Source organism: Terrabacter aeriphilus, from assembly GCF_039542985.1.
Taxonomy (GTDB): Bacteria; Actinomycetota; Actinomycetes; order Actinomycetales; family Dermatophilaceae; genus Terrabacter; species Terrabacter aeriphilus.
Genome location: NZ_BAABIW010000026.1, coordinates 121,015 through 141,365, shown reverse-complemented (window position 1 = coordinate 141,365; position 20,351 = coordinate 121,015). Strand labels below are relative to the sequence as shown.

21 protein-coding genes and 1 pseudogene are annotated in these 20,351 nt (G+C 72.8%); 9 read left to right on the top strand and 13 right to left on the bottom strand.

All coding sequences use genetic code 11. The features are described from left to right. Position 1: 1 nt before the first annotated feature. A complete protein-coding gene (locus ABD979_RS18355; RefSeq protein ID WP_345508959.1) occupies positions 2-766 on the bottom strand; it encodes an N-acetyltransferase in 765 nt (254 codons plus the stop codon). A gap of 130 nt (positions 767-896) precedes the next feature. On the opposite strand from ABD979_RS18355, the gene ABD979_RS18350 reads away from it, so the two are divergent. Further along, positions 897-1,631 carry a hypothetical protein gene (locus ABD979_RS18350; protein ID WP_345508958.1) on the top strand — a complete coding sequence of 245 codons (735 nt, stop codon included), beginning with the start codon at positions 897-899 and terminating at the stop codon, positions 1,629-1,631. Here the strand turns inward: ABD979_RS18350 and ABD979_RS18345 are convergent. Continuing rightward, a complete protein-coding gene (locus ABD979_RS18345) occupies positions 1,513-2,283 on the bottom strand; it encodes a MerR family transcriptional regulator (RefSeq protein ID WP_345508957.1) in 771 nt (256 codons plus the stop codon). The two genes, ABD979_RS18350 and ABD979_RS18345, sit on opposite strands and share 119 nt — an antisense overlap. A gap of 128 nt (positions 2,284-2,411) precedes the next feature. Between ABD979_RS18345 and ABD979_RS18340 the strand changes: the two genes are divergently transcribed. Continuing rightward, the gene (locus ABD979_RS18340; RefSeq protein WP_345508956.1) at positions 2,412-3,053 is read left to right on the top strand and encodes a hemerythrin domain-containing protein; all 642 of its coding nucleotides are present in this window, start codon (positions 2,412-2,414) and stop codon (positions 3,051-3,053) included. Between the two features lie 78 nt (positions 3,054-3,131). On the opposite strand, the gene ABD979_RS18335 is transcribed toward ABD979_RS18340, so the two are convergent. Beyond that, positions 3,132-3,353 carry a Clp protease N-terminal domain-containing protein gene (locus ABD979_RS18335; RefSeq protein ID WP_486389411.1) on the bottom strand — a complete coding sequence of 74 codons (222 nt, stop codon included), beginning with the start codon at positions 3,351-3,353 and terminating at the stop codon, positions 3,132-3,134. Here ABD979_RS18335 and ABD979_RS18330 point away from each other — a divergent pair. After that, a complete protein-coding gene (locus ABD979_RS18330) occupies positions 3,352-3,498 on the top strand; it encodes a hypothetical protein (protein ID WP_345508954.1) in 147 nt (48 codons plus the stop codon). The genes ABD979_RS18335 and ABD979_RS18330 overlap by 2 nt on opposite strands. 18 nt (positions 3,499-3,516) lie before the next feature. Here the strand turns inward: ABD979_RS18330 and ABD979_RS20140 are convergent. Both ABD979_RS20140 and ABD979_RS18325 read right to left on the bottom strand, forming a co-directional pair. Next, positions 3,517-3,690: pseudogene (locus ABD979_RS20140) on the bottom strand (Clp protease N-terminal domain-containing protein); the annotation flags it as partial. A gap of 3 nt (positions 3,691-3,693) precedes the next feature. Beyond that, complete coding sequence (locus ABD979_RS18325; protein WP_345508953.1) at positions 3,694-3,906, bottom strand: helix-turn-helix domain-containing protein; 213 nt, start codon at positions 3,904-3,906, stop codon at positions 3,694-3,696. Positions 3,907-4,039: 133 nt separating this feature from the next. Between ABD979_RS18325 and ABD979_RS18320 the strand changes: the two genes are divergently transcribed. After that, entirely contained in the window at positions 4,040-4,600 is a 561-nt protein-coding gene (locus tag ABD979_RS18320; RefSeq protein WP_345508952.1) for an NYN domain-containing protein, read from the top strand. Between the two features lie 95 nt (positions 4,601-4,695). Continuing rightward, complete coding sequence (locus ABD979_RS18315) at positions 4,696-5,202, top strand: SRPBCC family protein (RefSeq protein WP_345508951.1); 507 nt, start codon at positions 4,696-4,698, stop codon at positions 5,200-5,202. Between the two features lie 30 nt (positions 5,203-5,232). Here the strand turns inward: ABD979_RS18315 and ABD979_RS18310 are convergent, their stop codons facing one another. Then, entirely contained in the window at positions 5,233-6,075 is an 843-nt protein-coding gene (locus ABD979_RS18310) for an alpha/beta fold hydrolase (RefSeq protein ID WP_345508950.1), read from the bottom strand. 70 nt (positions 6,076-6,145) lie between these two features. Here ABD979_RS18310 and ABD979_RS18305 point away from each other — a divergent pair, with 70 nt between their 5' ends. Both ABD979_RS18305 and ABD979_RS18300 read left to right on the top strand, forming a co-directional pair. After that, entirely contained in the window at positions 6,146-6,913 is a 768-nt protein-coding gene (locus tag ABD979_RS18305; protein WP_345508949.1) for a DinB family protein, read from the top strand. A gap of 151 nt (positions 6,914-7,064) precedes the next feature. Further along, positions 7,065-8,003 carry a hypothetical protein gene (locus tag ABD979_RS18300; protein WP_345508948.1) on the top strand — a complete coding sequence of 313 codons (939 nt, stop codon included), beginning with the start codon at positions 7,065-7,067 and terminating at the stop codon, positions 8,001-8,003. Positions 8,004-8,108: 105 nt separating this feature from the next. Here ABD979_RS18300 and ABD979_RS18295 read toward each other — a convergent pair whose 3' ends face one another. The 7 genes from ABD979_RS18295 to ABD979_RS18265 form a co-directional block, all read right to left on the bottom strand. Next, positions 8,109-8,858 (bottom strand): DUF4386 domain-containing protein, encoded by a 750-nt coding sequence (locus ABD979_RS18295; protein WP_345508947.1) that lies wholly within the window; start codon positions 8,856-8,858, stop codon positions 8,109-8,111. Beyond that, the gene (locus ABD979_RS18290) at positions 8,855-9,172 is read right to left on the bottom strand and encodes a hypothetical protein (RefSeq protein ID WP_345508946.1); all 318 of its coding nucleotides are present in this window, start codon (positions 9,170-9,172) and stop codon (positions 8,855-8,857) included. The genes ABD979_RS18295 and ABD979_RS18290 overlap by 4 nt, the downstream gene beginning before the upstream one ends. 89 nt (positions 9,173-9,261) lie before the next feature. Then, the gene (locus ABD979_RS18285) at positions 9,262-12,012 is read right to left on the bottom strand and encodes a winged helix-turn-helix domain-containing protein (RefSeq protein WP_345508945.1); all 2,751 of its coding nucleotides are present in this window, start codon (positions 12,010-12,012) and stop codon (positions 9,262-9,264) included. Positions 12,013-12,086: 74 nt separating this feature from the next. After that, positions 12,087-13,358 carry a DUF2254 domain-containing protein gene (locus ABD979_RS18280; protein WP_345508944.1) on the bottom strand — a complete coding sequence of 424 codons (1,272 nt, stop codon included), beginning with the start codon at positions 13,356-13,358 and terminating at the stop codon, positions 12,087-12,089. A gap of 66 nt (positions 13,359-13,424) precedes the next feature. Next, entirely contained in the window at positions 13,425-14,441 is a 1,017-nt protein-coding gene (locus ABD979_RS18275) for an alanine racemase (RefSeq protein WP_345508943.1), read from the bottom strand. A 6-nt stretch (positions 14,442-14,447) separates the two neighbouring features. Next, the gene (locus ABD979_RS18270; RefSeq protein ID WP_345508942.1) at positions 14,448-15,566 is read right to left on the bottom strand and encodes a lipid II:glycine glycyltransferase FemX; all 1,119 of its coding nucleotides are present in this window, start codon (positions 15,564-15,566) and stop codon (positions 14,448-14,450) included. Positions 15,567-15,628: 62 nt separating this feature from the next. Beyond that, positions 15,629-18,322, bottom strand: coding sequence for an MGH1-like glycoside hydrolase domain-containing protein (locus tag ABD979_RS18265; protein ID WP_345508941.1), 2,694 nt, complete (start codon positions 18,320-18,322; stop codon positions 15,629-15,631). Positions 18,323-18,461: 139 nt separating this feature from the next. Here ABD979_RS18265 and ABD979_RS18260 point away from each other — a divergent pair, with 139 nt between their 5' ends. Then, a complete protein-coding gene (locus tag ABD979_RS18260) occupies positions 18,462-18,611 on the top strand; it encodes a hypothetical protein (protein WP_345508940.1) in 150 nt (49 codons plus the stop codon). A gap of 114 nt (positions 18,612-18,725) precedes the next feature. Continuing rightward, positions 18,726-20,324, top strand: a complete 1,599-nt coding sequence (locus tag ABD979_RS18255; protein WP_345508939.1) for an ABC-F family ATP-binding cassette domain-containing protein — start codon at positions 18,726-18,728, stop codon at positions 20,322-20,324. Positions 20,325-20,351 lie beyond the last annotated feature (27 nt).

Genomic DNA, 20,351 nt, shown 5'->3' with positions numbered 1-20,351 from the left:
TCTAGTCGCTCCTGGCCCTACGGGCACCATCGGCGCCGGTGGGGTGCACAACCCAGACGTTCGGCTCGACGTAGACGGCGACGCCGTGCTCGACGTCGCAGTGCACCGGGGTGAGCGCGCGCGGCACGACGACCGGCCCGGTGCGGTCGAACGGCAGCCCCGTCCACTCCCGCCACTCCGCGAGCGTGCCGGGCACGACCATCGAGCGCGGCGCCACCGCGTGGATGCGCCCACCGGCCCGCACGTGCACCCTCAGCCACGGGTCGACGGGCAGGCCGTCGTCACGGACGCGGACGGCATACGTGCTCATCGGCTCGTCGGCGTCGGTCTTGCCGTTGGGGCGCACGGGCGCGACGAGCGTGGCGAACCCGAGCCGGGCGGCGTTCTCGCGCATGGCCGTCAACATCTGCCCGGAGAGGCCGCGCCCCTGGTGGTCGAGCCGGACGGCGATCTCCACCGCGGACACGGTGTCGGGCTCGCCGCCCTGGACGCTGGTGGACAGGCCGTTGCGGATGACGAAGTCCCAGCCGTTGTCGGGCAGCTCGTCGTCACCGAGCACGAAGGGGATCGAGTGGGCCACCGCGACGACCTCGCCCGCGTCGTCCTGCCCGACGAGGACGAACTCGGCGAAGCGGCTCTCGACGTTGCCGTAGTAGAGCCCGCCGATCGGGTCGTGGCGCATGAACTCCGGCCACGAGCTGGGCATCGCCCACATGGCCTCGGCGAGGTCGGGGCGGTCGGCGAGGCGCGAGATCGTGAGCTGCACCCGGCCATCGTGCCCGCCGAGCCGGGCCGCGGTCATGGGCTTTTTCGCGGTGCGCTGCGCGGCCTCGAGCGCGGAGGAGCGGTGACCTTCGGCCCTGACCGGCGTCGCGCGACTCGGCGAGAGTGAGGGCATGGCGCAGGAACGCGGGCCGGCCTCGGTCGACCTCTACTGGCTCCCGCTCGGCGCGGGCGGTCGCGTCGTGCGGTGGTGCGGCCGCCTCTACGAGTCGTGGGCGGCGTGGCGCGAGCACCGTGACCGGGCGGCCCTGTTCCACGCCGGCCTGATGCTGCGGCTGGACGACACGGCATTCGCCGTCGAGATGGGCCCGGTGTGGAACGTCACCGAGCCCGACCGCGGCGTGCTCCTCGAGGGACCGGTCGGCACGCGGTGGCTCGGCCGTTTCCGTGCCTTCCGTTACGAGGTGCGGTGCTGGCCGGGCGGCCACATCCCGGACCTCGCCGAGGCGGTGGCGAGCCCGGTGCGCACGACGCACGAGCCCGGCACGGTCGCGGCCGTCCTGGACGTGCTCCCGCAGCTGCCGCCGCTCACGTGGGGGAGGGATGAGCTGGGCGCCGGCGAGATGTGGAACTCCAACTCGGCGGTCGCCTGGGCACTCGCGTGCACCGGCCACGACATGGACGCCCTCCGACCGCCGCCCGGCGGCAGGGCGCCCGGGTGGTCGGCCGGCCTCGTGCTGGCCGGGCGCCACGGGTGGGACCCGGGTCACCACGGCGCAGGGGCGGCCCTCACGTCTCGCGCTTCTCGAGGCGAGTCCATCCGGTCCAGCCCCGCTCGGCGACGAGGGCCCGCAGGCGTGGCACGACGGGGTGGGAGGCCTCGGCGAACGAGTCGACGAGCCCGATGAAGGCATCGTCCGGCGAGATGACGTCCTGCCGGTCGAGCCCGCCGCTGGCGGAGGCCTGCTCGAGCAGCTCGACCATGAGGTCGGCGGTCTCGCCCAGCAGCTCCTCGTCCTGCCAGTCCTCGGCGATGCGCCCGATGAGCTGGTAGAGCCGGACGACGTTGGGGTCGTCCAGCTGGGCGACCTTGTCGGCCATCATCGCCGGCAGGGCGTCGGGCCAGCGCGCGGCCATGAGGATCCACGCGTCGCGCTCCGGTGCGATGACGGCTTCGGGCGCACCGGTGGCCCGCAGGCGGTCGAGGTAGTCGACGACCTCGGCCGGCAGCGCCAGCGAGTCGCCGGAGCCGAGCTGGGAGATCCGTCGGCGGTGCTCCTCGAGCGCCTTGATCTGCGCGCGCAGCTGGCGGTCGATCGTGGCGGTCGCGTCGGCGAAGGTCGCCGGGTCGGCGTCGAGCAGCTCACGCACGCGGGCCAGCGGGACGCCCGCCTCGGCGAGCGTGCGGATGCGGATGAGCCGCACGACCGCGGCCGCGTCGTAGCTCCGGTAGCCCGAGGCGTCGCGCTGCGGCTCGGGGAGCAGGCCGACCTGGTGGTAGTGCCGGACGGCGCGGACCGTCACCCCTGCGTATGCCGCCAGCCGTCCGATCGTCAGCATGGGGCCAAGCCTGCCCCCTGGCACGGCCGCCCGGCGGCGGACCGCCGCATCCTTCGGCGCCAGGGACCGCACGGACGAGTGCGCGGATTACGGCCCGTTCGCCACGCGCGGGCGCCTACCGTTTCGTCATGACAGGGACCATGACGATGAACCGTGTGATCCACGCAGCGGTGCGTCGCGACCTCGGTCGCCTCGCGTCCGCCCTTGCCGCCGCACCGGACGGCGACCGGGCTCGTGCCCGGCAGCTCGGAGTGGCCTACGCCCACCTGCACGACCAGCTCAAGCACCACCACGAGGGTGAGGACACCCACGTCTTCCCGTTCCTCGCCCGCGTCGAGGGTGCGCGTGAGCTCGTCGAGGTGATGGAGTCGGAGCACGAGGCCATGGCGACGGCGCTGGCCGACGTGCACGCCGCGATGGACACGTACGTCTCGACGGCGTCCACCGGCGACGCGCACGCTGCGAGGGATGCCGTCGAGCGGGCGCGAGCCGTCGTCGAGCGGCACCTGAGCCACGAGGAGGACGACCTCGAGCCGCTGCTGCTGCCGCACCTCGAGACGCCCGCGTGGAAGGCAGTCGAAAAGAAGCTGCGACCCCCGTCGCTCGCCGGGTCGGGACGGTTCATGGCCTGGGTGCAGGACGGGATGACCGACCCCGAACGGGCCTACCTCCGCTCGGCCGTCCCCGTGCCGGTGATCTTCCTGCTCAGTCGGATCGCCGGACGCCGCTATCACCGGGACGTCGCTCCCGTCTGGCAGTCCGCGACGTAGGACGTGGGTCCGCTTGGTTCTGCAGCCGGTTCGATGTGTTCCACGGTCACGGGTGACCGTGGAACACATCGAACCGGGTCAGGCGGTGCGGCGGCCGCGGTCCTCCAGGTCGGCCCGCACCGCCTGGCGGTCCACGCCGAGGCTGCGCACCAGCAGGTCGAGCGCCTCGTCGTCGACGCGCAGCAGCCCGAGCGCGATGTGCTCCGTGCGGATCTCTCGCGCACCGCTGCGCGCCGCCTCGCGCAGGGAGAGCTCGAGCACCTTCTTGGAGGAGCGCCCGAAGCGGAGGTGACCGCCGATGCCGAACCGCCCGCGGCAGTTCGTCGAGCGCGCCCTCGCCGAACTGCCGTTCGACGGCGCTGCGGATGGCGTCGAGGTCGATGCCGAGGGAGCGCAGCGCGGCGGCGTCGTCCTCGCCGAGCGGGGTGGGCTGAGCCGGGGGTGAGATCCCCAACCCGTCGGCGACGGCAGCCGTGGTGATCCCGTGGCGGGCGAGGAGGTCACGCGCGCCGCTGCCCTCCTGCGTGAGCGCGAGGAGGAGGTGGACGGGGCGCACCTCGTCGGCGCCGATGTCGCGACAGACCCGCTGGGTCGAGACCACGACGGCGCGGGCGTCTCGGGTAAAGCGTTCGAACACGGTCTACCTCCGGGCGTGCTTGCGGTGGACGGTCTGCTTGGTGACGCCGAGGGCGTCGGCGATCTCCTGCCACGACCAGCCCTTCGCCCGCGCGTTGCGCACGTGCAGGCTCTCGAGCTGTCCGAGCAGGCGACCCAGCGCGGCGACCGCCCGCAGCCCGACCGTGGGGTCGGTGCTGTCGAGGTCGCCCGCGAGGTCGGTGGCGTCTCGCTCCATGTCTGTCAGCGTATGCTGACGATTCGGTGTCGTCAACACATGCTGACGAGCGTGGGCGACGGCGGTGGGTGACGGCATACGGCACCGGACGGCGCGGGGGACCCGGAGCGGCTGGGGCCGTAGGCTCCCGGTCATGGGTGAAGCACCGCGCGTGACGTACGTCCTCATCGACGGGGAGAACATCGATGCCACCCTCGGCACGTCGATCCTGGGCAGGCGTCCCCGGCCCGAGGAGCGGCCGCGGTGGGAACGCCTGCTGCAGTTCTCCCAGGAGCTGTGGCGCCAGCCCGCCGTCGGGCTCTTCTTCCTCGCCGCCAACAACGAGCTGCCGATGCCGTTCGTCCAGGCGCTCATGGCGATCGGTTACCGACCGGTGCCGCTCTCGGGCGCGCCGGGGGAGAAGGTCGTCGACATCGCCATCCAGCGCACGCTCGTCGAGATCCGCGAGCGCGAGGCGGACGTGCTCCTCGTCAGCAACGACGGCGACTTCGTCGAGCAGGTGGGCGACCTCCTCGACGGCCGTCGGGTGGGCGTCGTCGGGTTCCAGGAGTTCCGCAGCAACTCGTTCCTCGAGCTGACGACCCAGGGCCTGGCCACCTTCGACCTCGAGTACGACGTGCAGGCGTTCCGGGAGTCGCTCCCGCGCATCCGGGTCATCGCCATCGACGACTTCGACCCGGCCGACTTCCTCTAGGCGGTCAAGGGGAGGCAACGCTCCCGCCGCCATGTCACGGTGCCGCCATGTCACGGTGCCGCCATGTCGCGGTGTTGCCATGTCACAGTGTCGGCATGTCACTCATGGCGAGGCTCGAGAAACGCTGGGACGCGCGTCGCACCGGCCTGGAACCGATCAGCTGCGAGGTGTCGACCACGGTTGCCGCGTCACGCGAGCGGGTCTGGACGTTCCTCGTGCACCCGAGGAGCGCGCAGCTGCTCGACCCGACGGTCGTCAAGGCCTTCCGCGTGCCCGGCACGCCGATGGCCGGCGTGGGCGAGCAGCACTGCACCGTCCTGCGCCAGGGCGACATCCTCGCCGCACACCTCACCGAGCTGGTGGCCATCGACGCGCCACGGTCGATCGCGTTCCGGTCCCTCACCGTTCCAGGCGGGTTCCTCTCCAGCTACGGGCTCGAAGAGGTCCACGGCGGGTGCCTGCTGACGTACCGCGTCGAGGGGCAGGTGGCTGCCGGAAGCGGGGCTGCTGCCGAGAGGGCGGCCAGGTCGAACGCGACGGAGGCCCTGACGATGCTCCGGGCCGTCGTCGAGAGTGGGGCGATTCTGCCACCACCGGACTGACGTCACGGTCCGGCATCCTCGGTCCCGGCATCAGGGAGCGAGGAACGCCCGCATCGCGGCGACGACGTCGTCGCGACGGTCGATGAAGACGTAGTGACTGGCCTCGAGCTCCAGCACGCGCGCGTCCGCCGTCTCCGCCATGAAGCGGTCACGACAGGCAGCCCGCCACGTCGCCAGGGGTCCCTGCCACTGCCCACCGAGGGCGTAGACGGCGAGGGCAGGCGCGGCGATGTCGGCGTAGGGGTGTCGGAAGGCCTTGAGGGCATTGACGAACGGTGCGGCAGCCGCGTCGGCGAACCGGTCGACGACCGACCCGTCCGGCTGGGTGTCCACCGAGGCGCGCAGCATCGCGTCGAACGCCGGCCCCCGGACGGTGTCGGGCAGCAGGGAGTGGACGTGGGCGACGTAGTCGTCGTACGAGGCGAAGCGCTCCGGGCTCGGCGTCTCCTCGGGCCACTCCTCAGCCGGCCTGTCGGCCCAGTCGTAGGCGCCGTCGAGGTAGACGACGCTCGCCACCCGTGCCGGGTGACGAGCGGCCAGGGCGGAGGCCTCGCCGCCACCCATCGAGTGCCCGGCCACGTGGGCGCGCTCGATGCCCAGGGCATCGAGCAGCCGCCGCGCGTCCTCGGCGGCGTCGGTGAGCGCGTGCCCGGTGGCGACCCGGTCGGTGGAGCCGTGCCCGCGCCGGGTCAGGGCGACCACCCGGAACCGGTCGCTCAGGGGCGGAGCGAGCTCGGCGAAGACGTGCGCGGTGCAGCCGAGCCCGGTCAGCAGGAGCAGGGGGTCGCCGTCGCCGCCCCAGTCGAGGTAGTGCAAGCGGACGCCGTCGAGCACGACGAACCGGTCGGCGGGGATGTCGATGGGACCCTGCACGTCGCGACCGTACCGCGGTGGCGTCGCTTACGCTGGCCGGAGACGTCAGCGAGCCCGACGAGGAGGCGCCATGGCCCGCTTCACCCCGTCCGACGACCTGCAGGGCGCGGAGTTCGTCGACGTGAACCTGCGCGGGGCGCGGTTCGTCGGCGCCGACCTGGGCGACGTCGTGATGCGTGGCGTCGAGGTCGGTGGCCTCGAGGTCGACGCGCCGTGGCTCTTCGACGGCGACCGGCCCGTGACGGTCAACAGCGTCGACGTGCGGCCCTTCGTCGACGCCGAGCTCGACCGTCGGTTCCCCGGCCGCGCGGAGCGCCGGGCCGCCGACCCGGTCGCCCTGCGTCACGCGTGGGCGGCCCTCGAGCGCGCCTGGGCGCACGTGCTCGAGCGGGTCGCGACCATGCCCAGCGGCAGCGTCGACGTGTCGGTCGACGGCGAGTGGACCTTCGCGCAGACCCTGCGCCACCTCGTGCTCGCCACCGACCTGTGGCTCGGCCAGGCCGTGCTCGGGCTCGAGCAGCCGTTCCACCCCCTCGGTCTGCGCGACACACCGCGCGAGGGGGACGCGAGCACCCCCGCGCCGCAAGCGGGCTCGACCGTCGCGTTCGTCGACGTGCTCGAGGCGCGCGCGACCCGCGTCGCGCTGGTGCGCGACGTCCTCGCGACCGCGACGTCCGAGCTCCTGGCCGAGGCCCGGGCCAACCCGCACGACGACTCGTTCTCCGAGACGGTGCTCTCGTGCCTGCACACGATCCTCGAGGAGGAGTGGGAGCACCTGCGCTACGCCGTGCGCGACCTCGACGCGATCGACGCCGGGCGCGGCTCGTCGACCACGTGAGCGCCCGAGTCCGTATGCCGGGTGCGGCCGAGGGCATCAGGCGCGGGTCGTCGGCGGCGGGGTCTTGCGCGAATCTTGCGGAAACGCTGCGGGAAAGCAGCGGAAACCGGACAATTTCGCATGTCCTCGTCACCCCGTCGGGAGTCAGCACATGCGTCCTCGCACCCCTAGCGGCCGTTCGCGCCGCAGCCGCCTCGCCGGTCTCGCGGCGGCCCTCTCCGCCGTCGCGGCCGCGAGCCTCGTCCTCGCGCCGGGTGCCTCGGCGGCGACGAGGACGGCGACCGTGACGACGACAGCGTCCTCGTCCACCGACTCGCGGGCACTCTGGGTCTGGGACACGAGCACTCCCGTCGCGACCGTCGACCTCGCCGTCAGCAGCGGCATCGACCAGCTCTTCGTCGCCGTGCCGCCGAACGTCGCGACCTCCGCCCAGCTGCCGAACCTGCGCACCCTCTCCGAGCGGGCCCGCGCGGCCGGCATCCGCGTCGACGCCCTCGGCGGCGACCCCGGCTGGGTCGACAACCCGAGCTGGGTCGTCACCTACTGGCTCAAGCCGGCGAGGGCCACTGGCCTGTTCACCGGCATCCACGTCGACGTCGAGCCCTACACGACGCCCGCGTGGACGACGAGCCAGGCGACGGTCGTCGCGAAGTACCTGACGCTGCTCGACACGCTGAGGGCCAACGCGGGCAGCTCGGCCATCGAGGCCGACATCCCCTTCTGGTTCAACGGGATTCCCGCCAAGACGAGCACGGGTGCCGCCTCCAGCCTTGACCGCGAGATCATGCGGCGCACGTCCGGTGTCACGGTGATGGCCTACCGCAACACCGCTGCGGGCGCCGACGGCACGCTCGCGATCGCCGCACCCGCCCTCGCGGCCGGCTCGGCGCTCGGCAAGCCCGTGCGGATCGGGCAGGAGACGACGTACCTCGGTGACACGGCCGTCGACACCAAGCAGACCTACTACGGCTGGACCCGCACCGCGATGGAGGGCCAGCTGGCACAGGTGACGTCGGGTGCGACGTCGAACGCGTCCTTCGCCGGGCTGGCGATCCACGACGCCAGGGGCTACGCCGCGATGGTGCCCTGAGCCTCACCCGTCCGCCGGGTCGTCCTGGCGCACGAACGGGAGAGCGGGACCGGCCGGGCCGGTCCCGCTCTCCTACCTGTCCGCACGAGGCGATGGGACTGCGTGTCAGGAGGCGTCGCGGGCTTCCAGGGCTGCCACGGCGTCGGGGCGGAATCCCTTGAACGTCATCCAGATCCCGACGCTGAGCTCCCACGCGGCGATGGGCAGGGTGAGCAGGAGCGAGGCCGTCGACACCTGCGCGAAGCCACCGAAGAGGTTCGCGACGAACGCGGCGAGGAGCAGCGGGGCGCCGATCAGCCCGACGGTCGGGATGAGGCGGGGCACGAGCCGCGAACGGTGGAGCAGCGTGCCGAAGAGCAGGGCGTTGAAGACGGGCATGAGGCCGGGGCCGAAGAGGAAGGTCCAGTCACGGACGCTGACGAGCGCGTTGGCCGTCACGGTGACCGAGGCCGCGTCGGCGCCCGACCCGGCGAGGTCCTGCCTCATCGTCACGACGGCGAGCAGGGTGACGACGCCGATCATGACGACGGCAGCCTCGATGAGCCTGGAGGTGACGAAGCCCAGCGCCAGCGAGCCGTTCACGCGCTTGACCAGGGGATAGACGGCCACCGCCGAACCGACCGCGGTGAGGGCGTTCACAGTGTCGAGGAGGCATCCCCACAGCACGCGGGTGTCCTGGCCGGCGCCGGTCACGTAGCCGGCGTCGTTGAGCACCGGTGCGAGCAGGGCGAGCGCGGGGATCGACGACGCGAAGGTCAGCAGGTAGAAGATGCCGGCCGCGCGGGAGTACGCCCGCGTCGATCGGCCGGGGGAGGAGGCTCCGGGAACGGCGACGGTGGGTGCGGTGATGGTCATGTCAGGCTCCTTGTCGTGGGTGGTGAGGGGTGGCGAAGCGTGGTCGGGGCGGTGGCACGGCCAGTGGTCGGGGCTGCCTCCGGCTCGGCCTCGAGCTGGCGTACCGAGACCAGGGGCAGGCCGAGGTCGCGCAGCCGGTGCAGGAGGCCGTGCAGCGCCGCCTGGTCGGCGACCGGCCCCTCGAGCACGGTGAGACCGTCACGCGTGGAGAGCGTCATGCCGTCGAGCCGGGCCGACCACCGGGGGTCGAGCCGTCCGCGGAGGCGGATCTCGTAGCGACCGGACCCGTCCGGGTTGCTGGCTGCCGTGTTCATGCTCCGCACGCTAGGCAGCGAGGTGGTGAGACCGGATCACCCGATGTGGTGAGTGCGGTGGTGAACTCGCGCAGGGCCGCGCCTGCCGTTCAGAGCAGTCCGAGCTCGCCCGCTCGCGCGACGGCATCGCGGCGCCGGTTGACGCCGAGCTTCGCGTAGACGTTCTTCGTGTGGGTGCGCAGGGTGTTGACCGAGATGAAGAGCCGGCGCGCGATGTCCGGTCCGTCGAGCGAGGTGGCGAGCAGGCGGAGCACCTCCAGCTCCCGCGTGCTCAGCGGCTCGACGAGCCCGCGGGCTTCGTTGACGTCGCCCACGCCGCCCGCCACGACCGCCTCGCGGTGACAGGCATCGAGGAGGCGACGCGGGTGGCCCCACGCGGGCTCTCGCTCGACGAGGGCCGCCAGCAGCCCGGCCATCGGCGCTCCCTCGCCGACGAACACCCGCACGTGACCGGTGCCCTCGGCCAGCCGCACGGCGCGCTCGAGCGGTTCGAGGGGCGCTCCGACGTCGCCGCTCCCGCTCGCCCGGTCGAGGGCGACGGCCTGCAGCACGAGCATCTCGACGAGGATGCCGGTCCTCCCGCCCGACTCCGCCGCCGCCGCGAGGCGCTCGAGGAGGCGGTGTGCCGTGGGCGACGTGTCGGGGTGGTGCAGGAGCGCACGTGCCAGGGTGACGTGCTCGTACTCGCGCACGTAGGACGGCTCGTCGTCGGGCGTCAGCCCCCGCTCGCGAGCCCATTCCAGGGCCTCGTCCACGCGGCCGAGGGTGAGCAGCACGCGCACCCGTTGCGCCGCGAGGGGGCATACGTCGGGCGAGTAGTCGCCGACGTAGACCCGTTGCGCCTCCTCCAGCAGGGCGAGCGCGCCGGCCCGGTCACCCTCGGCCTCGCGGAGCCGTGCCTGCGCGACCCGCCAGCGGTAGGGGAACTGGGGCAGGCCGAGGTGCTCACCGAGTGCCCCCGCTCGGTCGAGGTGTGCTGCTGCCGCACCGAGATCGCCTGTCTCGAGGGCGATCCCGCTCAGCCCGACCTCCATGTCGGCGACTCCGCGCAGCGGCCCGCCCGGCGTCCCGGAGCTGCTTGTCGCCCCGGAGCCGCCGGAGCCGCCGGTGCCCCCGGTGCCCCCGGTGCCCGGACCGGCGTGCGCTGCCGCCAGCCGCAGCGCCTGCTCGTACGTGCGCCGTGCGTCGTCGAGGCGGCCCTGGGTGGTCCGCAGGTCGCCGAGCGTGATGGAGCAGCCGAGCACGTCGGAGATGTTCCCCGCCCGCTCGAGACCCGCGACCGCCACCGAGTACGCCCGGTGCGCCGACTCGAGGTCCCCGCCCGCCCACGAGGCCAGCCCCGCGAGCGCCGACGCGGCGGCCACCGTCAGGTCGTCGCCGGGGGCGGCCCGCTCCACCGCGAGGTCGGCGTGCATCACCGTGCCGGCGGCGTCGCCCGAGACGAGGGCGAGGGCGGCCCGGTAGGTCTCCATGGCGCCGGGGACGCGCGCCGCCTCGTGCTCGTCCAGCACGACGACGTCGGCGGACGGGTCGGCGAGCAGTGCCTCGAGCCGTGCCAGGCGCTCCGGCACGGTGTCGAACTCGCCCCGCGACATGAGCGCACCGATGAAGCCGATCGCGAGCACGGGCCTCTGTCGGACGAGGGCGTCCGGGATCTCGTCGATCCACGCGCGCACGGTGGACTCCCGGCGCTGGCGCAGCAGGCCGATGGCCGTGCGCTCGACGACGTCGGCGGCCAGCTCGAGGTCGCCGCCCGTGATCGCGTGCCGCACGGCCGGCTCCGGCTCGTCGGCCGCGGCGTACCACTGCGCGGCCCGGCGGTGCAGCGTGGGGACCGAGCTCGGGCGGTCCTCCACGAGGTGCGCGCGCAGCACGTCGGCGAAGAGGTGGTGGTAGCGGTACCACCGGCGGTTGTCGTCGAGCGGGACGACGAAGAGGTTGGCGCGCTCGAGGGACTCGAGCACCGACCTGCTGTCGCTCCCGCCGGTCACCGCGTCGCACAGCGAGCCGCTCAGGCGGTCGAGCACGGAGGTGTCGAGCAGGAACCGCCTGACCTGCTCGGGCTGACGACGCACGACCTCCTCGACGAGGTAGTCGACGACGTAGCGGTCGTCGCCCGCGAACCCGGCGATGAAGCTCGCTGCGTCGTCGCGGCCCCGGAGCGACAGTGCCGCCAGCTGCAGCGCCGCGACCCACCCCTCGGTGCGGTCCTCGAGCGCGGCGACCTCGTCCGCGGTGAGGCCGAGCCCGGCCACGTCGGTGACGTAGGCCGCCACCTCCGCGCGCGTGAGGCGCAGGTCGGCGGCCCGCACCTCGACGAGCGCGCCGCGGGCCCGCATCCGCGCCAGCGGCAGGTCGGGGTCGGCGCGGGTGCCGATCAGCACGCGGACGTCCGCGGGCAGGTGCTCGACGAGGAAGGCGACGTCGCCGGCGATCGCCGCGGTGTCGGCGAGGTGGTAGTCGTCGAGCACGAGGTCGACCCCTCCGGGCACGGCCGCGAGCGCGTTGACGAGGGTGGCGACGACCGCGCCGGGCCGGGCATCGGCACCCTGCAGCAGGGGCAGCACCGTGGCGCCCACCCCCGGCACCGCCGTGTCGAGGGCCGTGACGACGTACGTCCAGAAGGGCGTCGGGTGCTGCTCGGACGCCTCGAGCGAGACCCAGGCCACGGGGCGCTCCGTGGCGCCCGCCCAGGCAGCGAGGAGGGTGGTCTTGCCGAAGCCCGCCGGGCCCGAGACGACGGTCAGCGGTGAGGTGTCCGCAGCCTGCAGGCGCTCGAGGAGACGGGCGCGTGGCACCAGGGCGTGCCGCGCCCGGGGCACGAAGAGCTTGGTCCGCACCAGCGGACTCGACGTGCCCGTGTCGACCCGCAGCGGAGGTGGCGGGTCGAGCGGTGCGGTCGCCGTGCCGTCGGTCACCGGGAGCCGCCGAGGCCCTGCCGGTCGCCGGTCAGCCAGAGCTCGTGGTCCCGGGGGTGCGCAGCCCTCACCTCGTCCGTCAGCCGACGGGTGTGCCGGACGAGCGGGGCGTGGAGCGCGACCGGAAGGTCGGCGATCAGGTCCGCGAGCAGCGCGCTGAGTCGACGGGTCACCTGAGGTTGCGAGATCCCGGCCTCGACGACCTCGAGGAGGGCGAGGTCGACCACGTCGGCCCAGGTCGCCCCGCGCAGCTGCACGCTGCCGCGACCCGCGTCGATGACGGCGGCGCCCAACGGCAGTGCGGCGGCCACCCGGAGCACCCCCTCGACCTCGTCGAGCGATCGCACCGCGGTCGTGGGGTCGTTGATCCCGGGCGACAGCGCCTTGAGCGCGACGTCGGTGAGGAGGCGCAGCGCATACAGCGGATCGTGCGCGAGCGACCGCTCGTGGCGCACGAGCAGGCAGCGGCTGAGCTCACGGTCGGAGGGTCGGGCGTCCGCGGCGGCCACGAGGGCGATCGGGGAGCCGACCGACACGCCGTCGCCGACCCGGACGAGCACGCGGACGTGCACACCGTCCCGGCGCACGAGGCGCCCGAGGTGCCCGACCGAGACGGCGACCAGCTGGCCGGGTCGCCCGGCGTAGCGCACCACGACCCCGCCCTCGATGGCCAGGTCGTCGTCGGGCTCCTCCGGCCGGGCGCCCCGGCCGGTGGCCGCCGCGTGCCGTCGACGCAGCCGGCGGCGGGCCATGGCGCCGATGGAGGTGTGTAGGGCGTCGACCTTGATCCGGGTCGAGACCGACGAGATGAGCACGAGGAAGCCGACGAGGCTGAGGACGAGCAGGAGCACGGCGGTCGCGGTGCCGAAGAACGGGACGAACGACTCCTGCCGACCGGAACCGATGCTGAAGAGCGTGAGGAACGAGAAGGTGACCGTGCCGAGGAAGCAGGCGAGCACCCACTGGGTGCTGCGGGCCCGCATGAAGTAGGTGACGGTGCGGGGGGAGTAGGCCGACGACCCGAACTGGATGACGAGGAGGACGACCGAGAAGACGAACCCGGTGAAGGTCACCATGCCGCCACCGATGGCGGAGAGCAGCGTCTGGGCGGACGACGCCGAGAGCAGCCCGCGCTCCGGGTCGGCCACGTCCTGGTCGAGCTGGACGATGGCCTGCGACAGGGCTGCCGCGCCGACGATGCCGGCGAGGGGGATGACCCAGGACGCGTTCTCCCACCACAGGCGCAGCCGCTGGAGTCCGAGCGTCACCGCCCCAGTCCACCACGGCCGGCCGCCGCTGTCCCGGGAGTGACGCACGTCCCGGCCCGCGGTAGGTCAGGAGATGACGACGGCGTCCGGGGCGGTCGTCGTGAGGCGCATGCGCACCGGCACCTCGTCGCCGACACGCGGTGGCGTGGCACCCTCGGGGAGCACGAGCAGGCTGCACTGCATGTGGGGTGGCTCGGCGAAGCGCGGCGTCGTGCCCGACACTGTGAACGGCGAGCGCACCCGGTGGGCCGCCTCGAGCACCCCCTCCGTCACCGCGATCGCACGTGAGCGCAGCGTCGCCGCCGACGAGGGGCTCTCCATGGCGACGCCGTGCGAGGTGCCGCCGCTGACGACGACGAGGTGGCCGCCGGCGACCGGGCGCTGGCGGTAGCCCACCCGGGTCCCCTTGGCCACGGGCCGGACGTCGAGCACGTGGGCCCGCACCTCGTACGAGCCCTTGTCGGCGTACCAGAGGTCGGTGCCGATGCGGGGCCGGAAGGTGTGGTCGGGGAATCGCTCTGCCAGCGTGGCGAGCTCACGGGTGGAGACGTGCGAGACGAACCACGTCTGCACCCTCGGGACGGCGGCGATGAAGCGCGCGATCTCCTCGACGTGCCCCGTGCCGAGCGGCAGGTGCAGCGTCACGCCGACGGCGTCGGCCGCCGCCGCGAGGTCGCCGACCTCGCCGACCGGCGCGCCGAAGCGGTTCATCGAGGTCAGGCCCTCCACGACGACGCGGGCCTCGGCGAGCACGCCACGCAGGCTCTCCACGTCGACGGACGTCGTCACCGTGTGCACGAGCCGCGTGTTCAGCAGATCGGGCAGCCCGGCGTGGATCGCCGCGCGGTAGGGCTCCATGACGAGCACGTCGCCGCCGAACGCCGCGAGGGCCTCGGGCACCTCGGCGTACGTGCCGACCGCGATCGTCGGCGCGCCGAGGCGTGAGGCCTCTGCGCAGAGCAGGTTGCGCCCGAAGCCGTAGCCGTTGCCCTTGATGACGGGCACGATGCCGGGGCGCTCGGCGACGACCCGGTCGAGACCGGCCCGCCAGCGCTCACCGTCGACGTGGAGGACGAACGACACGACCGGTCACCGCCGCTTCATGTAGAGGTCGAAAGCCTTGTAGAGCAGGCGGTTCAGGGGGAGGTCCCATTCGCCGGCGAGTCGCACGGCCTCGCCGCCCGTGCCGACCTTGAAGCGGATCAGCCCGATGTGCGGGTTCGCCTCGTCGACGGTGTTCGTGATGCCGCGCAGGTCGTAGACGGTGGCGCCGGCCGCGATCGAGTCCTGGATCATCCGCCACTGGATCGCGGTCGAGCCCTGCAGCTCGCGCTTGGCCGAGGTCGACGCGCCGTAGGAGTACCAGGCGTGCTCGCCGACGCGGATGAAGACCGTCGCGGCGAGGACGTCGCCCTCGTGCTCGGCGAGGTAGACGCGGATCCGCTCGGGGTCCTCGGCCGACAGGGCGGCATGCATCTGCTCGAAGTAGGCGAGACCGCGCGGCGTGAAGCGGTCGCGCTCGGCCGTCTCGACGTAGGTGCGGTGGAACGCGGGCAGGTCGGACGCGTCGCCGACGCGCACCGTGACGCCGTTCTTCGCCGTCTTCTTGATGTTGCGCCGCCACAGCTGGTTCATGCCGGCGAGCACGTCGGCCTCCGTGCGGCCCGCGAGCGGCACCTGGAAGACGAACTCGGGCTGCCCCGCGGCGAAGCCGTCGTCGGGGCTGAGGTGCTTGAAGCCGAGCCGCCGCAGCTCGGCGACGACGGCCGTGCCGACCGGCTCGACGACGTCGGGCGTGGCCTCGTCGTAGCGGCGCACGGCCGGGTCGGCGATGGCGGCCTTGATCGTCGCCGTGCCCCAGCGGTGCGTGGCGACCGGCGGGCCGATGCGCAGGGCGAACGCGCCCTTGGCCTTGAGGTGGTCGCGCAGCGCGCGGAGCAGCTCGACGAGGCGCGGCGACGACCAGTCGATGCAGGGCCCCTCGGGCACGTAGGCGAGCGACCGCTTCACCTTGGGCAGCGCTCGGTGGAGTACGAGCGCGGCGCCGATCATCGTGCCGTCCTCGAACCACCCGACCGACTCGGCGCGCCACTCCTTCTTGACGTCGGCCCACGCCGGCGTCTGGAGGAAGCTCGCCGACGGCTGGGTGCGCAGCCACGCAAGGTGCTCGGCGGGGCTGATGTCACGGACGGAGATGGGCGAGGTCACGCTGGCTCACGCTACCGGAGGGCGACCGGCTCGCCGACTCGCCTCGCGCAGCCCTGCCCGGCTCAGGCCCAGCCCATCGTGCGGGGGTCCGGCGGGAGCCGCGGGTTGAGCAGGTGCGCGACGAGCGCGGTCCACCCGGTCTGATGCGTGGCGCCGAGGCCCTCGCCGGTGTCGCCGTCGAAGAACTCCGAGAACGTCGGGTGCGCCGACCACAGCGGGTCGGGGGAGGACTCGATGCGCTTGCCGTCGGAGGGACGTCGGCCGTCGACCGGGCGGAAGAGCGCGGCGAGCCCGCCGTCGACGACGTCGGCCGCCTCGTCGAGCGTGCACCAGTTGCCCGAGCCCGTGGGCACCTCGATGCGGAAGTCGTCACCGAAGAAGCGCCCGTAGGTGCGCAGCTTGTCGGCGAGCAGCACGTTCGTCGGGAACCACACGGGCCCACGCCAGTTCGAGTTGCCGCCGAACATGCCGGTGCGCGACTCGCCGGGCTCGTACTCGATCGACACCGTCTCGTCGCCCAGCGTGGCCGTCACGGCCTGGCGCGTCGCGGCCGAGAGCGACCGGATGCCGTAGGGGGAGAGGAACTCCTCGGTGTCGAACATCCGCTCGAGGATGCGCCGCAGCCGCTTCGGCGGCACGAGCGTCAGCAGCATCTTGCCGTCCTCGCGCGCCAGCATCGGCTTGACGAGCTCGGGCCGGCGCTCCTGCAGCCAGTGGAACCGGCTGGTCACGTCGGGGCACTCGTCGACGACCCACGACGGGATCTCGGTCGCGCCGAGGATCGGCAGCAGGCCCACCATCGAGCGCACCCGCATGTGCGGCGCCCGGCCGTCCGGCTGGACGAGCACGTCGTAGTAGAAGCCGTCCTCCTCGTGCCAGAGGCTCTTGTCGCTCGAGCCGAAGTGCCGCATGGCCTGCGCGATGGAGAGGAAGTGCTCGAGGAACTTCGTCGCGACGTCGTCCCAGGCCTTGTCGGTGCGAGCCAGCTCGAGCGCGATCTTCAGCATCTGCTGGCAGTAGAAGGCCATCCAGCTCGTCGCGTCGCTCTGCTCGAGCCGGAACCCGGGCGGCAGCGGCGCGGAGCGGTTGAACAGGCCGATGTTGTCCATCCCGAGGAACCCACCCTCGAAGAGGTTGCTGCCGTTGGCGTCCTTGCGGTTGACCCACCACGCGAAGTTGAGCAGCAGCTTGGTGAAGACGCGCACGAGGAACTCGCGGTCGCGGTAGCCGTCGATGCGGTAGACGTGCCAGGCCGCCCACGCGTGCACGGGCGGGTTGACGTCGCCGAACTCCCACTCGTATGCCGGCAGCTGGCCGTTCGGGTGCATGGCCCACTCGCGGCACATGAGGAGCAGCTGCTCCTTGGCGAACTCCGGGTCCACGTGCGCGAGCGGGATCGTGTGGAAGGCGAGGTCCCACGCGGCGAACCACGGGTACTCCCACTCGTCGGGCATCGAGATGACGTCCGCGAGGGCGAGGTGCTTCCAGTGCTCGTTGCGGCCCTTCTTGCGGCTCTCGGAGACCGCCGGGCCGACCGGGTCGCCCTCGGCCCACTGGCGCACGTCGTAGCGGTAGAGCTGCTTGCCCCAGAGCAGGCCGGCATACGCCCTGCGCGCGACGTGCCGGTCCTCCTCGTCGAGCGAGGCGTCGATGACGTGGCCGTAGAACTCGTCGGCCTCCTCGCGCCGCGCGCCGAGCACCTCCTCGAACGGCTCCCCGAACCAGTCGAGGTTCGGGTCGCCGGTCGCGAGGCGCAGGTCGACGCTCACGGTCTCGCCGGGGCCGACGGAGTCGAAGTGGTACCAGAACGAGCACTTGCTGCCGTAGCCGCCGGGGTTGACGGCGTGCCGACGGCCGTGCACGACGCGCTGGTTGATCGAGTCCTTGGGGTAGAGCGACTGGTTGGCCAGGGCCTGCTCGCCGAAGAGGTGCTTGGCGTTGGTCTCGTTGTCGCAGAAGAGGGTCGTGGGCGTCCCGGAGGCGGCGAGCACGTAGCGCCCGAGGAAGCCGTGCGTCACCTCGGCGGCCCGGTAGCCGCGGGGAGGCCTGCCGTTGCGGCGGATCTCGCGCAGCTCGGTGACGCGGTCGTCGACGCCCCAGCCCCACGTGTTGCGCAGCCAGATCGTCGGCAGCAGGTGCAGGGGCGCGGCCTCCGGCCCGTGGTTCGTCGCCGAGATGCGGATGCACATGTCGTCGGGCCCGGCCTTGGCATACGTCATCGTCACGTCGAAGAACTCGTGGTCGTCGAGGATGCCGGTGTCGCCGAGCTCGAACTCGCGCTCGTCACGGGTGCGCTCGCGGTTCTCGCGGCGCAGCTGCTCGTAGGGGAACTCGGCCTGCGGATAGCGGTAGAGCCACTGCATCCACGAGTGCGTGGGCGTGCCGTCGAGGGCCCACCAGTATTCCTTGGCGTCCTCGCCGTGGTTGCCCTCCTCGTTCGTCAGGCCGAAGAGGCGCTCCTTGAGGATCGGGTCCTTGCCGTTCCAGAGCGCCACCGAGAAGTTGAGGAAGCCGAAGCGGTCGCTGATGCCGCCGAGGCCGTCCTCGCCCCAGCGGTAGGCGCGCGAGACCGCCTGGTCGAAGGGGAACTCCGACCACGCGTTGCCGCCGGCCGAGTAGTCCTCGCGCACCGTGCCCCACTGCCGGCCGGAGAGGTAGGGGCCCCAGAGGCGCCACGGGGCGTCGTGGCCGGGAGAGTCGACGAGCCGCGCGTGCTCCGCGCTCAGAGGCTCACCGTGAGGGAGGGGGCTGTTCATGGCCCCCATGGTGAGGCATCGATGTGTCCACGTCGTTACGGGTCTTGACCTTCGACCCGGTCGAGGGCCCGGTCTCGCGCCCGTGCCGGCCATCCCGCGCCCCGACGACGACCTCCCCGCCGACGCCTGCTGACGATCGGTGAGGTCCGCGCCGCTGCGCCGAGTCGGTGTGCCGCTCGCGGAGGTCGCGCTCGTGCTCGACGGTCCGCGCCGTCCGCTCGCCGTCCGCGGCGAGGGCGCCGGCTCCTCCGTGCTCATGCCGGTCGGTGCCGACGACGTGCGGCTGTGACGCCTGCCACGAGGCGGCCGCACGCCTGACGCGTCGAGAGCACCCCTCCGCGGCTCCTAGACTGGTGGGGTTGTCCGGCCGCTGACGTAGTGCGGCACCGATAGGAGGAATGCCGTGATCGTCGCCACCGGGATCGAGCTGCGTGCGGGAGCGCGCCTGCTCGTCGAGGACGCCAGCTTCCGCATCGACTCCGGCGACCGCATCGGCCTCGTCGGCCGCAACGGCGCCGGCAAGACCACCCTGACGAAGGTGCTCGCGGGCGAGGGTCAGCCCGCCGGGGGCACCGTGACGCGCACCGGCGCCGTCGGCTACCTGCCCCAGGACCCGCGCACCGGCGACCTCGAGATGCTCGCCCGCGACCGCATCCTCTCGGCCCGCGGCCTCGACGACATCGTGCGACGCCGGTCCGAGACCGAGGTGCGCATGGGCAGCGACGACGACGCGGTGCGCGACAAGGCGATGCGCAAGTACTCGCGCCTCGAGGTCGAGTTCGAGGCCCAGGGCGGCTACGCCGCCGAGTCCGAGGCCGCCTCGATCGCGAGCGCGCTCGGGCTCGACGAGCGCATCCTCGGCCAGCCGCTCGGCACGCTCTCCGGCGGTCAGCGACGCCGGGTCGAGCTGTCGCGGATCCTCTTCTCCGGCAACGAGACCCTGCTGCTCGACGAGCCGACCAACCACCTCGACGCCGACTCGATCACCTGGCTGAGGGAGTACCTCCGCGCCTACAAGGGCGGACTCATCATCATCAGCCACGACGCCGAGATGCTCGACGCCGTCGTCAACAAGGTCTACCACCTCGACGCGAACCGCTCGGCGCTCGACGTCTACAACGTCAACTGGAAGACCTACCTCCAGGCGCGGGAGACGGACGAGAAGCGCCGTCGCCGTGAGCTGCAGAACGCGCAGAAGAAGGCCGGCGCGCTGCTCGCGCAGGCCGACAAGATGCGGGCCAAGGCCACCAAGGCGACCGCTGCGCAGAACATGGCCAAGCGCGCCGAGCGCCTGCTCGCCGGCGTCGAGGGCGAGCGCGTGCAGGACAAGGTGGCCAAGCTGCGCTTCCCGAAGCCGGCCGCGTGCGGCAAGACGCCGCTGCGAGCCTCGGGCCTGTCGCGCACCTACGGCTCGCTCGAGGTCTTCACCGACGTCGACCTCGCCATCGACCGCGGCAGCCGCGTCGTCGTGCTCGGCCTCAACGGTGCCGGCAAGACGACCCTGCTGCGGATGCTCGCCGGCGTCGACACCCCCGACACCGGTGAGGTGGAGCCCGGCCACGGCCTGCGCCTCGGCTACTACGCCCAGGAGCACGAGAACCTCGACGTGTCCCGCACCGTGCTCGAGAACATGAAGTCGGCCGCGCCGGAGCTCGGCGAGACCGACGTGCGCAAGGTGCTCGGCTCGTTCCTCTTCTCCGGCGACGACGTCCAGAAGCCGGCCGGGGTGCTCTCCGGCGGGGAGAAGACGCGTTTGTCGCTCGCCATGCTCGTCGTCAGCTCGGCCAACGTGCTGCTGCTCGACGAGCCCACCAACAACCTCGACCCCGCCTCGCGCGAGGAGATCCTCGGCGCGCTCAAGACGTACGAGGGCGCCGTCGTGCTCGTCACGCACGACGAGGGAGCCGTCGACGCGCTCGAGCCCGAGCGCATCCTGCTCCTGCCCGACGGCGTCGAGGACCTCTGGGGCCCCGACTACATGGACCTCATCTCGCTCGCCTGACGCCCTCCGGCACGTCCGCCGGCTCGT